Source organism: Actinoallomurus sp. NPDC052274 (genome assembly GCF_040679475.1).
Classification (GTDB): domain Bacteria; phylum Actinomycetota; class Actinomycetes; order Streptosporangiales; family Streptosporangiaceae; genus Actinoallomurus; species Actinoallomurus liliacearum.
Map to the genome: position 1 here is coordinate 91970 of NZ_JBFAUT010000018.1, position 13353 is coordinate 105322.

14 protein-coding genes are annotated in these 13353 nt (G+C 72.8%); 11 read left to right on the forward strand and 3 right to left on the reverse strand.

Annotated features, from left to right (window positions below; genetic code table 11):
* The first annotated feature begins 586 nt into the window (after positions 1 to 586).
* From mihF to AB0K82_RS17785, 8 genes are all read left to right on the forward strand, one after another.
* Complete coding sequence (mihF, locus tag AB0K82_RS17750) at positions 587 to 913, forward strand: integration host factor, actinobacterial type (protein ID WP_364398069.1); 327 nt, start codon at positions 587 to 589, stop codon at positions 911 to 913.
* A gap of 49 nt (positions 914 to 962) precedes the next feature.
* Positions 963 to 1553, forward strand: a complete 591-nt coding sequence (gene gmk / locus AB0K82_RS17755; protein WP_364398163.1) for a guanylate kinase — start codon at positions 963 to 965, stop codon at positions 1551 to 1553.
* Between the two features lie 14 nt (positions 1554 to 1567).
* Entirely contained in the window at positions 1568 to 1834 is a 267-nt protein-coding gene (gene rpoZ, locus AB0K82_RS17760; RefSeq protein WP_252782944.1) for a DNA-directed RNA polymerase subunit omega, read from the forward strand.
* Between the two features lie 135 nt (positions 1835 to 1969).
* Positions 1970 to 3154 (forward strand): bifunctional phosphopantothenoylcysteine decarboxylase/phosphopantothenate--cysteine ligase CoaBC, encoded by a 1185-nt coding sequence (gene coaBC, locus AB0K82_RS17765; RefSeq protein ID WP_364398165.1) that lies wholly within the window; start codon positions 1970 to 1972, stop codon positions 3152 to 3154.
* 116 nt (positions 3155 to 3270) lie between these two features.
* Positions 3271 to 4464: a methionine adenosyltransferase gene (metK, locus tag AB0K82_RS17770; protein WP_364398071.1), complete on the forward strand. Its 1194-nt coding sequence runs from the start codon at positions 3271 to 3273 to the stop codon at positions 4462 to 4464.
* A 498-nt stretch (positions 4465 to 4962) separates the two neighbouring features.
* A complete protein-coding gene (locus tag AB0K82_RS17775; RefSeq protein ID WP_364398073.1) occupies positions 4963 to 6270 on the forward strand; it encodes a cytochrome P450 in 1308 nt (435 codons plus the stop codon).
* Between the two features lie 124 nt (positions 6271 to 6394).
* Complete coding sequence (locus tag AB0K82_RS17780) at positions 6395 to 6592, forward strand: hypothetical protein (RefSeq protein WP_364398075.1); 198 nt, start codon at positions 6395 to 6397, stop codon at positions 6590 to 6592.
* Between the two features lie 12 nt (positions 6593 to 6604).
* On the forward strand, positions 6605 to 6994 hold the full coding sequence (locus AB0K82_RS17785; RefSeq protein WP_364398077.1) for an MmcQ/YjbR family DNA-binding protein: 390 nt from the start codon (positions 6605 to 6607) through the stop codon (positions 6992 to 6994).
* Positions 6995 to 7003: 9 nt separating this feature from the next.
* Here AB0K82_RS17785 and AB0K82_RS17790 read toward each other — a convergent pair whose 3' ends face one another.
* Positions 7004 to 8020, reverse strand: coding sequence for a hypothetical protein (locus AB0K82_RS17790; RefSeq protein WP_364398079.1), 1017 nt, complete (start codon positions 8018 to 8020; stop codon positions 7004 to 7006).
* Between the two features lie 112 nt (positions 8021 to 8132).
* Between AB0K82_RS17790 and AB0K82_RS17795 the strand changes: the two genes are divergently transcribed.
* Complete coding sequence (locus AB0K82_RS17795) at positions 8133 to 10487, forward strand: primosomal protein N' (protein ID WP_364398080.1); 2355 nt, start codon at positions 8133 to 8135, stop codon at positions 10485 to 10487.
* On the opposite strand, the gene AB0K82_RS17800 is transcribed toward AB0K82_RS17795, so the two are convergent.
* Both AB0K82_RS17800 and AB0K82_RS17805 read right to left on the reverse strand, forming a co-directional pair.
* On the reverse strand, positions 10480 to 10611 hold the full coding sequence (locus AB0K82_RS17800; protein ID WP_364398082.1) for a hypothetical protein: 132 nt from the start codon (positions 10609 to 10611) through the stop codon (positions 10480 to 10482). The genes AB0K82_RS17795 and AB0K82_RS17800 overlap by 8 nt on opposite strands.
* A gap of 18 nt (positions 10612 to 10629) precedes the next feature.
* A complete protein-coding gene (locus AB0K82_RS17805) occupies positions 10630 to 12084 on the reverse strand; it encodes an MFS transporter (protein ID WP_364398084.1) in 1455 nt (484 codons plus the stop codon).
* 97 nt (positions 12085 to 12181) lie between these two features.
* Here AB0K82_RS17805 and AB0K82_RS17810 point away from each other — a divergent pair, with 97 nt between their 5' ends.
* Together AB0K82_RS17810 and def are read left to right on the forward strand one after the other, a co-directional pair.
* Positions 12182 to 12676 carry a helix-turn-helix domain-containing protein gene (locus AB0K82_RS17810; protein WP_364398086.1) on the forward strand — a complete coding sequence of 165 codons (495 nt, stop codon included), beginning with the start codon at positions 12182 to 12184 and terminating at the stop codon, positions 12674 to 12676.
* A 123-nt stretch (positions 12677 to 12799) separates the two neighbouring features.
* On the forward strand, positions 12800 to 13345 hold the full coding sequence (def, locus tag AB0K82_RS17815; RefSeq protein WP_345358164.1) for a peptide deformylase: 546 nt from the start codon (positions 12800 to 12802) through the stop codon (positions 13343 to 13345).
* Positions 13346 to 13353 lie beyond the last annotated feature (8 nt).

Sequence of the window (13353 nt, forward strand, 5' to 3'; positions counted from 1 at the left end):
CGTGAGCGCCTTGGGATCGGGGCGCGGCGGCGCGCCTGCGGTTCCGCACGCGGGCCACACAGGCGGCGTGCGCCCGGCCCGGCGGCGGGAAGCGTCAGAGAGCGCCGGTGGCGCTCGTACGCCGGCTGTAGGGGCCGTCAGGGCCCTGAGGGCGCGCGGGGAGCGGCGGCGCACTGTTCGGGCCCCACGCGTCCTTAGAGAAGCGCCGGGGCCGAACAGCGCGCCACCCCGGGCCCGGCGCCGCCGGGCCCGGGATCCGCTGGGCGGGGTCCGCCGGGCGGGGTCCGGCGGGTGGGAGGCGCGGGATCGCGCCGTCCCGGACGGGGGGCGGGAGTCCGGGGCGTCGGGTGCCCGGGGGGCGCTTGACTGACCCGTTTTCCCCTCGCAAGAAACGCCAGGCCGTCGTACGGTTCGGGGTGTAAGAACCCCCTACTTTCAATACAGTGAGTGACGAGGACGCCGCATAGAGTGACATCGGTAACTTAAAACCGGGCTATATGGCCTTTCACGTTGCTTTATGGGCCCTGAACTCGCTAGGTTCCCAAGCCGTCCGACTCAATCGAGTGGAAACACGAGGTGACCCGGCGTGGCGCTTCCGCCCCTAACCCCTGAACAGCGCGCCGCAGCCCTGGAAAAGGCTGCAAAGGCTCGCAAAGAGCGTGCCGAGGTCAAAGACCGGCTCAAGCACGGGGGTACCTCCCTCGCTGAGGTTCTGAAGGATGGGCAGGCCGACGACGTCATCGGCAAGATGAAGGTGTCGGCTCTGCTGGAATCCCTGCCTGGCGTCGGCAAGGTCCGTGCCAAGCAGATCATGGAGCGGCTCGGTATCGCCGAGTCCCGCCGCGTGCGGGGTCTCGGTGCCAACCAGCGCGCCGCTCTCGAGCGTGAGTTCGGTGGCGGTGCAACCCGCTGACCGAGCCGCGGACGGGCGCGGCGGGCAGACCGCCGCGGCCGGCTCCGCCATCCCCGTGGCGGGCGGCTCCATCCCGTCCAGGCGCCTGACGGTCCTCTCCGGACCGTCCGGCGTCGGCAAGAGCACGGTCGTCGCCGAGATCCGGCGTGCCCACCCGGAGGTGTGGCTGTCGGTCTCGGTGACAACTCGTGCCCCTCGTCCTGGCGAGGTCCACGGCGTGCACTACTTCTTCGTCGACGGCGCCGAGTTCGATCGGCTCGTCGCGGAGGGGGAACTGCTCGAGTGGGCCGAGTTCGCGGGAAATCGGTACGGCACGCCGCGCCGCGCGGTGCTCCAGCACCTCGAAGCCGGCGTGCCGGTCCTGCTCGAGATTGACCTGCAGGGCGCCCGCCAGGTGCACGCGGCCATGCCGGAGGCGCTGTTCGTGTTCCTCGCGCCGCCGTCCTGGGACGAGCTGGTCCGCCGCCTGGTCGGCCGTGGCACGGAGCCCGCCGAGGTGATCGAACGCCGCCTCGAGGCCGCCCGCGTCGAACTGGCGGCCGAGAAGGAGTTCGACCTCACGCTCGTCAACACGTCCGTCCGGGACGTCTGTGCCGAGCTGGTAGCCTTGCTGGCTGCACAACCACCGAACTCCGACTAGCGGAAGGCGCAGGAGTGGCATCGAATGCCCCTGGTGCCGAAGGCATCACCAACCCGCCGATCGACGACCTGCTGAAGATCGTCGACAGCAAGTACAGCCTTGTGATCATGGGTGCCAAGCGTGCCCGTCAGATCAACGCCTACTACGCCCAGCTCGGCGAGGGCCTCCTGGAGTACGTCGGTCCCCTGGTGGAGACCCAGGTTCAGGAGAAGCCGCTGTCGATCGCGCTGCGCGAGGTCCGCGAGGGCCTGCTTCACTCCGAGGCCATCGAAGGCGCCTGAGTTGTCCTCCGGCGGCCCCGGGGCGTGTCCCGCCCCCGACCCGCGCGCGTCCGCGGCGTCTCATCGGCGTCGCGCCGTGCCCGGTGAAAGGGCCTGCCGGTGAGTGAGGTCGCGGCGCGGTCCGGGCGGCCCCGCGTGCTCCTCGGGGTGGGCGGCGGCATCGCCGCGTACAAGGTCTGCGAGCTGCTGCGGCGGCTGACCGAGTCCGGCCACGACGTCCGGGTGATCCCGACGCGTGACGCGCTGCGCTTCGTCGGCGAGCCGACGTGGGCGGCGCTGTCCGGCGAGCCGGTGACGACCGAGGTCTGGTCGGGCGTCGCCGAGGTGCCGCACGTCCGCCTCGGGCAGGGCGCCGACCTCGTCTTCGTCGCCCCGGCCACCGCCGACCTGCTGGCCCGGGCGGCGCACGGCCTCGCCGACGACCTGCTGACCAATACCCTGCTGACGGCCCGGTGCCCGGTCGTGTTCGCGCCCGCGATGCACACGGAGATGTGGGAGCACCCCGCGACCCAGGCCAACGTCGCGACGCTGCGCTCGCGGGGCTGCGTTGTCATCGAGCCGGCCGTCGGGCGGCTGACCGGCGCCGACTCCGGCAAGGGGCGGCTGCCCGATCCGGACGCCCTGTTCGACGCCGCGCGCCTCGTCCTGGCGCGGCGAAACCTGCCGGCCGACCTCGCCGGACGCCACGTCGTCGTGTCGGCGGGCGGCACCCGGGAGCCCATCGACCCGGTGCGGTTCATCGGCAACCGCTCGTCCGGCCTGCAGGGGTACGCCCTGGCGCGGACCGCGCTCGCGCGCGGCGCCCGGGTCACGCTCGTCGCCGCGAACGTCGCGCTGCCGGACCCGGCGGGCGCCGACGTCCTGCGCGTCGGCTCGGCGCTCGAGCTGCGCGACGCCGTGCTCAAGGCGGCCGGCGAGGCCGACGCCGTGGTGATGGCCGCCGCGGTGGCCGACTTCCGGCCGGCCGGCTACCAGGACGTGAAGATCAAGAAAACGGACGGGGCCGAGCCGGACCCGATCCGCCTGGTCAAGAACCCCGACGTCCTCGTCGAGCTCGTCACCGCGCGTCGTCCCGGACAGGTGATCGTCGGATTCGCCGCCGAGACGAACGACGTGCTGCGCAACGGCCGGGAGAAGCTCGCCCGCAAGGGCTGTGACCTGCTGGTGGTCAACGAGGTGGGGGAGCGGCTGACCTTCGGCGCCCCGGACAACGCCGCAGTGATCCTCTCGGCCGACGGAGCCTCCGTCGACGTGCCGCGCGGCTCGAAAGAGGCGCTCGCCGACGTCGTATGGGATCAGGTGACCGGACGGCTAGAGTAAAGCCGCCGGCCCTTGTACGCCTCAAGCGTCGCTCGACCGGCCCCGGCTAGACTTCGGCCACCGGAAACGACCACTCTGCTACGTCAGTCAGCAGCCGCTGCAAGGAGTACACCTACGTGTCTCGTCGTCTGTTCACCTCCGAGTCCGTGACGGAAGGTCACCCCGACAAGATCGCCGACCAGATCAGCGACGCGGTCCTCGACGCGATGCTGAAGGACGACGCGCGCAGCCGCGTCGCCGTCGAAACGCTGATCACCACCGGGCAGGTTCACGTCGCGGGTGAGGTGACCACCGAGACGTACGTGGACATCCCCGGTGTCATCCGGGAGAAGATCCTCGAGATCGGCTACGACTCCTCCAGCAAGGGTTTCGACGGCCACTCCTGCGGCGTCTCCGTCTCCATCGGCGCCCAGTCGCCCGACATCGCGCAGGGCGTCGACGACGCGTACGAGACCCGCGAGGGCGAGGGCTCCGACGAGCTCGACCGGCAGGGCGCCGGCGACCAGGGCCTGATGTTCGGCTACGCCTGCCGCGAGACCCCCGAGCTGATGCCGCTGCCGATCACCCTCGCGCACCGGCTGGCCCGGCGGCTGTCCGCCGTCCGCAACAGCGGCGTGGTGCCCTACCTCCGCCCGGACGGCAAGACCCAGGTCACGATCGAGTACGACGGCGACCGCCCGGTCCGGCTCGACACGGTCGTCGTGTCCTCCCAGCACGCGCCCGACATCAGCCTCAGCGACCTGCTGAGCCCCGACGTCAAGGAGCACGTGGTCGACCCGGTCCTCGCCGACCTGGACATCGACACCGAGGGCTACCGCCTGCTGGTCAACCCGACCGGCCGCTTCGAGATCGGCGGCCCGATGGGCGACGCGGGCCTCACCGGCCGGAAGATCATCATCGACACCTACGGCGGCATGGCCCGCCACGGCGGTGGCGCCTTCTCCGGCAAGGACCCCTCCAAGGTCGACCGCTCCGCCGCGTACGCCATGCGCTGGGTCGCCAAGAACGTCGTCGCCGCCGGTCTGGCCGACCGCTGCGAGGCCCAGGTCGCCTACGCCATCGGCAAGGCCCACCCGGTCGGCCTGTTCATCGAGACCTTCGGCACCGAGAAGCTCCCGATCGAGAAGATCCAGGAGGCCGTCCTCCAGGTCTTCGACCTCCGCCCGGCCGCGATCATCCGCGACCTCGACCTGCTGCGCCCGATCTACTCCCAGACCGCGGCGTACGGCCACTTCGGCCGCGAGGAGCCGGACTTCTCCTGGGAGCGCACGGACCGCGCCGACGCCCTGAAGTCGGCCGCCGGTCTCTGACCCGCTCCGCTTCGTACGAGGCCGCCCTGGACACCCGTCCGAGGCGGCCTCGCCGCTTCCCGGCCAGGGGATGCACGCGCTGGTCCACCGGCACGGAGCCGGGCCGTACCGAATGCTCGGGGACGGTCTCGCCGTGGCGGTGAAATGTGAGTGTCGGCCCCTTCCTGGGCCGCGGTTGCCGAACGTTCGGTACGCCGTGGGCGGCGGACAGGCCCTGAGAACGAGCCCGAGCCCCGAGGTGGTGACGCTGGCGCGGGACGCCGACCTGCTGATCGCCGACGCGACCCATCCCGAGGTCGTTCCGCCGGAGGACGCCGAGTTCCTCACCAGCGCCCGGCAGGCGGGACACCAGGCCGCCGACGCCGGCTCACCCACCTGTGGCCAGGAGCTTCGCCCGAGGCGGCCCGGGAGGTCGTGGCCGCGACCTCCTCCGGCCCGATCACGGTCGGCGCGACCGGGGTGGAGGCGAGGCTCCGAAACCGCCGGTCACCGTCCGTGATGAGTTCGAAGCTTGAGGGCCGGTCCGGGCGGGGAGACCAGCACGTACGGACGGTGGGCCGCGCCGCCGTCGTGACCGGGTCGGGGGGCCGGATGAGTGAGCCGATCGTCTTTCCGTACGAGAACCCGGACTTCCTCGCCGATCCGTACCCCTTCTACCGCCGGCTCCGCGAGGGCGGCCCGGTCCGCCGGGTCGTCACCGTCCGCGGGCTGGAGGCCTGGCTGGTCACGCGGTACGAGGATGCTCGGGAGGCACTCACGGACCCTCGTCTGAGCAGCGACCTTCGCCGCGCCACGGACCACCGGCTCCTGGAACTGCTGCCCGCCGCGGAGCGGGACGGCGCGATGCGGAGCATGATCCGCCTCGATCCGCCCGATCACACGCGGCTGCGCCGCCTGGTGTCGCAGGCGTTCACGGCCCGCCGGGTGGCGCAGCTCGAACCACGGGTGCAGGAGATCGCGGACCGGCTGCTGGACGCGGTCGTGCCGGCCGGGCGGGCGGACCTGATCGAGGAGTTCGCCCTGCCCCTGCCGGTCACGGTGATCAGCGAACTGCTCGGCGTGCCGCTGACGGACCGGGACCGCTTCCAGGAGTGGACGAACGTCATGCTCACCCAGCATCCCGACCGGCCCGACGTCGCGGCGGTGGACCGGGCGTGGCGGCAGATGTGGTCCTACCTGGAAGGGCTGTTGGCGGCGAAGCGGAGTGATCCCGCCGACGACCTGCTCGGCGCGTTGATCATCGCCACGGACCGGGACGAGCGCCTCGATCAGGGGGAGCTGGTCGCGATGGCCTTCCTGCTGCTGGTCGCGGGCTATGTCACCACGGTCAACCTGATCGGCAACGGGATCGCGGCGTTGCTCGCCCACCCCGGCCAGCTCAAGCTCCTTCGTGACGATCCCGGTCTGCTCCCGGACGCCGTCGAGGAGTTCCTGCGCTGGGACGGGCCGGTCGACCCGGGCATCCTGCGCATCGCGGCGGAGGATCTCGAGATCGGCGGAGTGCGCGTTCCCCGGGGCGCGACCGTCATTATCGCGACCGCGATCGCCGACCGCGACCACGCCGAGTTCGACGACGCGGACCGCCTCGACGTCACACGTCCGGCCGGCGCCCACCTGGGGTTCGGGCACGGCGTCCACTACTGTCTCGGCGCGCCGCTGGCCCGGATGGAGGGACGGATCGCCATCGGGACGGCGCTGCGCCGCCTTGACGACCTCGCTCTCGCGGTGCCGTACGGGGAGCTGCCCCGGCACATCGGCGGCCTGCGCGGCCTGCGGCACCTGCCGGTGACGTTCACGGCGGTCTGATACCTGTCCGGTAATTCATTCACTTATCGGAATATTCACGAATGATCTTGCGCTCTGGGGTAGTAGAGACACATGTGACCCTTTAGCGGTCGCTGTGATGTTCCCCATTTCATGGAGGTCATCGGTGAACAGCAGCATCCCCGAACGCCGGATCCGGTCCGCCGGCCCCCGGCAACATCTGGTCAGGTCGCACTCGCTGCGAGCGCTGGCCGTCGCCGCCCGGCTCGAACGGCATCACGTCCCGGAGGGACCGCCAGGCCGGACCCGCGTGGACGACACCACTGAGGACGCCGGACTCGCCTGTGCCGCGCCGGACTGTTAGACCATAGGGACCGTGCGGGAGAGGCGGGCGGGAATGGTCACGGTCGAGGACGTACGGCGCGTCGCGTCGGCGCTGCCGCGTACGGAAGAGCACCTGATCAGGGACCGCGTGAAGTTCCGCGTCGGGCGGATCGTCTACGTCGCGCTCTCCGCCGATGAGGAGTGGATGGGCTTCGCCTTCCCGAAGGAGGAGCGCGCCGCGCTCGTCGCCGGAGAGCCGGAGAAGTTCCGCCTGCCCGGCCTCTCCGGCCAACGCTTCAACTGGGTCGAAGCCCGTCTGGCCGCGCTCGGCGAGGACGAGATGCGCGAACTCGTCCAGGACGCCTGGCGCATGGTCGTGCCCAAGCGCGTCGCCGCCGCACGTCTCGGACCGAGCCCGGTCACCGGCGCCCTGCGCCGGTGACCGGAGCGCTCAGTCCCGGGCGAGGTGTTCCCCGGTGACGCGGAGCAGCGCGACGGCCCGCTCGGCGGCGAATCTCGGGCATCGCACGGCGGCCTCGTCCACCGCCATTCCCCTCTCCGCATCCGGGTCGTGCAGGGCCCTCGCGAGTCGCGCCCAGTCCCTGGCCTCCACGTCGACGCCGGGGTGTCCGTCGGAATGCGGGCACGGCGCGGCGAGCGGAGCCTCGAGCGCCCGGTGGTAGAGCTCGGCCGTCTCCGGGGGGATCGCCTTCCACGTCGCGTGCCGCACGGCGAAGCCGACGGTGAGCGACAGCGGCAGCCGCTCCTCCTCAAGGGCGCCGTGGGCCAGCCGGTGGGCGGCCAGGACGCTCGCCTTCTCCGTCAGCCCGGGAGAGCCGCCGCACCACGCGTCGCCGGCGTCGCGGGTCAGCCGAGAGGTGTCGGCCCGGCCGTCGGGCTTCAGATAGACGCGTTCCAGGGCGTCGATGTTCGGGGGACCGAACAGCTCGTCCCGCCCTGCGCGGAGGGCCGCCAGCGTGTTCTCGGCGACACCGCGGAGGAACCCGGGACAGGACCAGCGGGCGCGTTCCCCCGCGGCCTCGGCGAAGTCCGTCCCGTAGTAGTCCGCCCACCCCTCCTCGTCATAGAGCGGCAGGATCAAGGACACGATCGAGTCGGGGCTCTCGTCCGTCAGGTCGGGATGGCCCTCGCCTCCCGGGTGCGGGCAGGAGCCCGCCTCGTAGCCGGCCGCCGCCCGCTCCAGGGCCTCGATCATCGAGTCGACGACCGCGAGGTCGTCGATCCGTCCCGACACGGCGTACCAGGACGCCGCGTGCAGGGCGAGCAGGAGACCGGGGGCATCCTCGCGGCCCGGGTGTTGGCCGTCCCCCGTCCGGTCCCGCAGATCCCACGCCGCCACCTGCAGCACGGAGGCGGGATCGCAGTACGGATAGTCGCACACGATCCCCTGGAGGTCCCGGCACAGATCCGCGAAGTCGATCCGTTCGGCGTCGGTCATCGGACTCACGGCCTCGGTCTTCTGCGCTGAATCCATGATCGGTCTGACGAACCCTCCGGATCATGGGATCCCGCCGGTTCGCGGCGGCTTCGGCGTCCGTGCGATCTGGTAGGACGGGGGAATGGCGAACGACGGCGGGGGACTCGGGACCACTCCCCAGATCCCCGGGATGGACGGCCTGACGGCCGCCACCCCTGACGCGGGCGCGGCCGCCGGTCCGGGCGTGCGCGCCGGCCGCACGACGTCCGGAAAGGCGCCGGCGAAGGGCGTACGGCGGCCCGCGGAGGCGCTGAAGGTCGCCAGGGTCGCCGTCGACGTCTCCCTGCCGCACCTGGACCGGCCGTTCGACTACCTGGTCCCCGCCAAGCTGGACGAGAAGGCGGTGCCGGGCTGCCGGGTACGCGTGCGGTTCGCCGGTCAGCTGGTCGACGGCTTCCTGCTCGACCGCGTCGAGGAGAGCGACCACGGCGGGCGGCTGTCCTTCCTCGACCGCGTGATCTCCCCCGAGCCCGTGCTGACGCCTGAGATCGCCGCGCTCGTCCGCGAGGTGGCCGACCGCTATGCCGGCACCCTCGCCGACGTCCTGCGCCTCGCCGTCCCGCCCCGGCACGCCCGCGTCGAAGCGGAGCGGAGACCCGGGGAGGCGGTGACCGTCGGCCGGGACGAGGACGAGGAGCGGGTGACCGCGGCCACGGACGCCGGCGGCGCCGAGCCGGGCACCGACCTGGACCGGGACCTCGCCGAGGCGTCGACCGGCGAGGCCGGCCGGCAAGGGGACGCCGAGCCGGCCGAGGGGGAGGCGCACGCCGAGACCGCCGGACCGGACGCCGAGGGGACCGAACCCGTCACCGAGGGCACCGGCTCGGCCGCCCTGGCCGCCGGGCCGGGCGTCGAGGCCGTCGGGTCGGGCGCCGAGGGGACCGGGGCGGCCGATGGCGGTCCCGGGCCGTGGGACGCCTATCGGGCCGGGCCGTCGTTCCTCGCCGCGCTGCGGGAGGGGCGCGCGCCCCGCGCGGTGTGGACCGCCCTGCCGGGGACCGACTGGACCGGCGCGGTCGCCCGTGCCGCGCGGGCCACCCTGGACGGGGGGCGCGGGGTCCTGATCGTGGTCGCGGACGGCCGGGAGGTGGCGCGGGTCGACACGGCCCTCGAGGCCGCGCTGGGCCCGGGCCGCCATGTCGCGCTCACCGCCGAACTCGGCCCGGCCGAGCGCTACCGCCGCTGGCTCGCCGTGCTGCGCGGCGAGGTGACCGCCGTCGTCGGGACGCGCGCCGCGATGTTCGCCCCGGTGCGCGACCTCGGCCTCGTGGTGCTCTGGGACGACGGCGACGACGTCCACACCGAGCCGCACGCCCCGTACCCGCACGCCCGCGAGGTGCTCGCGCTGCGCGCCCACCGGGCCGGAGCCGGCGCGCTGATCGGCGGGTTCACGCGTACGACCGACGCCACGCAGCTCGTGGAGACGGGCTGGGCGCATCCGCTCGTCCCGGACCGGGACCGGCTGCGGCGGTCGATGCCGTACGTCCGGCCCGCCGGTGACGACGCCGAACTCGCCCGCGACGAGGCCGCCCGCACCGCGCGGCTGCCGGCCCTGGCGTTCCGGGCGGCCCGGCAGGGCCTGGAGAAGGGGCCGGTGCTCGTCCAGGTGCCGCGCCGCGGCTACGTCCCCGCCCTCGCCTGCGCCCGCTGCCGGGGACCGGCGCGCTGCCAGGAGTGCGAGGGGCCGCTGGCGCTGACCTCGGGGCACGCCGCGCCGTACTGCCGGTGGTGCGGTCGCATCGCCGGGGCGTGGCGCTGCCCGGAGTGCGGGAGCGGACACGTACGGGCGGTCGTGGTGGGCGCCCGGCGCACCGCGGAGGAGCTGGGCCGCGCCTTCCCCGGCGTGCCGATCCGCACCTCGGGGCGGGACGGCGTGCTCGCGACCGTGGGCGCCGAGCCGGCGCTGGTCGTCGCCACCCCCGGCGCGGAGCCGGCGCCTTCGGAGGGGTACGCGGCCGCGCTGCTCCTCGACGGCTGGGTGCTGCTCGGCCGCGCCGACCTGCGGGCCGGTGAGGAGACGCTGCGCCGGTGGACGAACGCCGCCGGCCTCGTCCGCCCCGGCGGGCCGGTCGTCGTCCTCGCCGACGGCGCGCTGGCCCCGGTGCAGGCGCTGATCCGCTGGGACCCCGTGACGTTCGCCGAACGGGAGCTGGCCGAGCGCCGGGAGCTCGGCTTCCCGCCCGCCGTGCGCATGGCGTCCCTGACCGGCACGCCGCAGGCCGTCCGCGAGCTGGTGGAGGCGGCCGACCTGCCGCCGGACGCCGAGGTGCTGGGGCCGGTGGAGGTCGGCGACGGCCAGGAGCGCGCCCTGGTCCGGGTGGACCGCGCCCGCGGCGCCGTGCTGGCCCGGTGCCTCAAGACCGCCCAGGCCGCCCGCAGCGCCCGCAAGACGACCGAGGTCGTCCGCGTCCGGATCGACCCGCTGGAGCTCATCTGAGCGTGCCCGCGGCGGGGTCCGGGCGGGCTCCCGCGCGGGCCGGGGCGCTCAGGCGGACGATGCCGCCGACGTAGGCGTTGAATCGATCCTCGATGGCGGTGAACGTGGTCACCTTGGTGGCCATCCGATCCTCCGTTCGTGGTCAGGCCGGAATGTCGGCAGGTGCGGGGCGGGGCTCCGTGATCTCTTCGGTGGCGGCGCCGGTGCCGGTACGGGACCGGAGACCGAAGGCCGTGATCACCACGGCGACGACCGCCGACGCGACGGGGACGAGCAGGGCGGCCCGGATGGCGTCGAGCGCCGCTCCGCGCGTCGTCGCCGTTCCGAGGGCGGCGACGTTGACGGCGGTGACCGCGGACAGTCCCACCGCCGTGCCGAACTGCATGGCGGTGTAGAGCAGCCCGCCGGCCAGACCGTGCTCCCGCTCGTCGACGCCCTCGGTGCCGGCCATGGTGAGGGGGCCGTACGTGAGGGAGAACGCCAGTCCGAGCAGCACCATGGTGGGGAGCATGGCCGCGTAGGTCCAGTCCAGCCGGACCGGCAGGAAGAGCGCGTAGCCGAGGGCGGCCAGCACCAGCCCGCCGAACAGCACGCGGACGTTGCCGAACCTGTTCACCAGCCGTGGCGTCACGGTCGGAGCCAGGACGGTGTCGACGCCGATGACCAGCATGGCCAGGCCGGTCTGCAGGGTGGTCCAGCCGCGCAGTTCCTGGAGGTAGAGGGTGGCCAGGAACTGGAAGCCGGCGAACGAGGCGAGGAAGAGCATCGCGCCCAGGTCGGCCCGGACGAGCGGACCCGAGCGCAGAATGCCCAGCCGGACCAGCGGCGCGGCCGACCGCCGTTCGATCGCGACGAACACCGCCAGGAGCACCAGCCCGCCCGCGAAGGCCGTCAGCGTGCCGGCGAGCCCGGCCCCGGGGTGCTCCAGCCGTACCACCCCGTAGACGAGCGACAGCATCGCGCCGGTGGCCGTGAGCGCGCCGGCCAGGTCGAAGCCGCGCGCGGGACGCTCGTCCGGCTCTTCATCGCGCAGAAGGGGGATCGCCGCGCACAGGATCACCGCGGACAACGCCACCGGGGCGAAGAACACCCATCGCCAGCCGAGCGAGGTCAGCAGGCCACCGGCGACCAGACCCAGCGAGAAACCGCCGGCGGCCGTCCCGGCGTACACGCCGAGGGCTCTGGTGCGTCGCGGGCCATCGGGGAAGTTCGCGGTCACCAGCGCCAGGCCGGCGGGTGCCATGAACGCGGCCGCGACTCCGGTGACGAACCGGGCGAGCAGCAGGACCCAGCCCGTGGTGGCCAGGCCGCCCAGGCCGGAGAAGACCAGGAAGACCGCCAGCCAGAACAGGAACATACGGCGGCGGCCCAGCAGGTCGGCGGTACGGCCGCCCAGGAGCATGAACCCGCCGTAACCGAGCACGTAGGCGCTGACCACGCCGCTGAGCATCCCGGTGGACAGACCCAGGTCCGCCCGGATCGACGGCAACGCCACGTTGAGCATCGCCACGTCGATCCCTTCCAGGAAGATGGCGCCGGCCAGGACGAACAGCACGCTCCACGCGCGCGGGTCCATGCGGTCGTCGGATGGGGGCATGGATATTCCTCTCGGAGCCACGGGACCAGGACGGTTATCGAAGTGACCGCCGGTTCCCTCTTGTAACCGGCAACATCGTTGGTCACCATTGGGGACCGTGGAAGACGGCACTTCGAAGTCCCCCGGTTACTGCGGGGATACCGACGGCGACTACGACGTCCTGCAGTGGGACACCCGTGAGGACTGCGAGGTCCGGCAGATCCTCGACCGAGTCGCGGACAAGTGGTCGCTCCTCGTCATCGCCCTGCTCGACCGGCGCAGCCTGCGCTTCACCGAGCTCCGACGCATGATCGACGGGATCAGCCAGCGGATGCTGACCCGCACCCTGCGTCATCTGGAGCGTGACGGCCTGGTGAGCCGCACGGTGCATCCGACGGTTCCGCCGCGTGTCGACTACGAACTGACGGCGCTCGGCGCGACCTTGCACACGACCATTCGCGCGCTGGTCACCTGGACCGAGGAGCACCAGGGCCAGATCGCCGCGGCTCGTGCCGCCTTCGACCGTCGCGCGGCAGCCGAACAGGAGGCGGCGGCGCGGGAGGCCGCCGAGCGGGAGGCCATCGCCCGTGACGCCCTCCCGGTCCGGCGGTGACCGCCGGACCGTCGACATCTTCGTCGCGGGGGACGACGCCGGCTTCGCTCACGGTGTCATCGATCACCTGGTCGCGTCCGTAGACTGGGTGCTTCAGCCCCAGAACGTCGAACGGAGCCGTACGTGGCAGTCAAGCCCATCCGCCTCTTCGGTGACCCGGTCCTGCGGACCCCGGCGGATCCGGTCAAGGACTTCGACAAGGAGCTCCGGACGTTGGTCAAGGACCTGTCCGACACGATGCTCGACGCGCCGGGCGCCGGGCTGGCCGCGCCCCAGCTCGGCGTGGGCCTGCGGGTCTTCACCTACTACGTCGACGACCAGCTCGGTCACGTCGTCAACCCCACCCTCGACCTGTCCGAGGAGCAGCAGGACGGCGACGAGGGCTGCCTGTCGCTGCCCGGCCTCGCCTTCCCGACCAAGCGCGCCTTCGGCGTCGTGGCCAAGGGCTTCAACATGTACGGCGAGCCGATCGTGCTGGAGGGCACCGACCTGCTGGCCCGCTGCGTGCAGCACGAGACCGACCACCTGGACGGCATCATCTTCATCGACCGGCTGGACCCGGAGCAGCGCAAGGCCGCGATGAAGGCGATCCGGGAGGCCGAGTGGTTCGGCGAGCCGAAGCCCATCGTGAAGGACTCCCCGCACCGTACGTTCGGCAAGGCCCTGTGAGCGCGGAC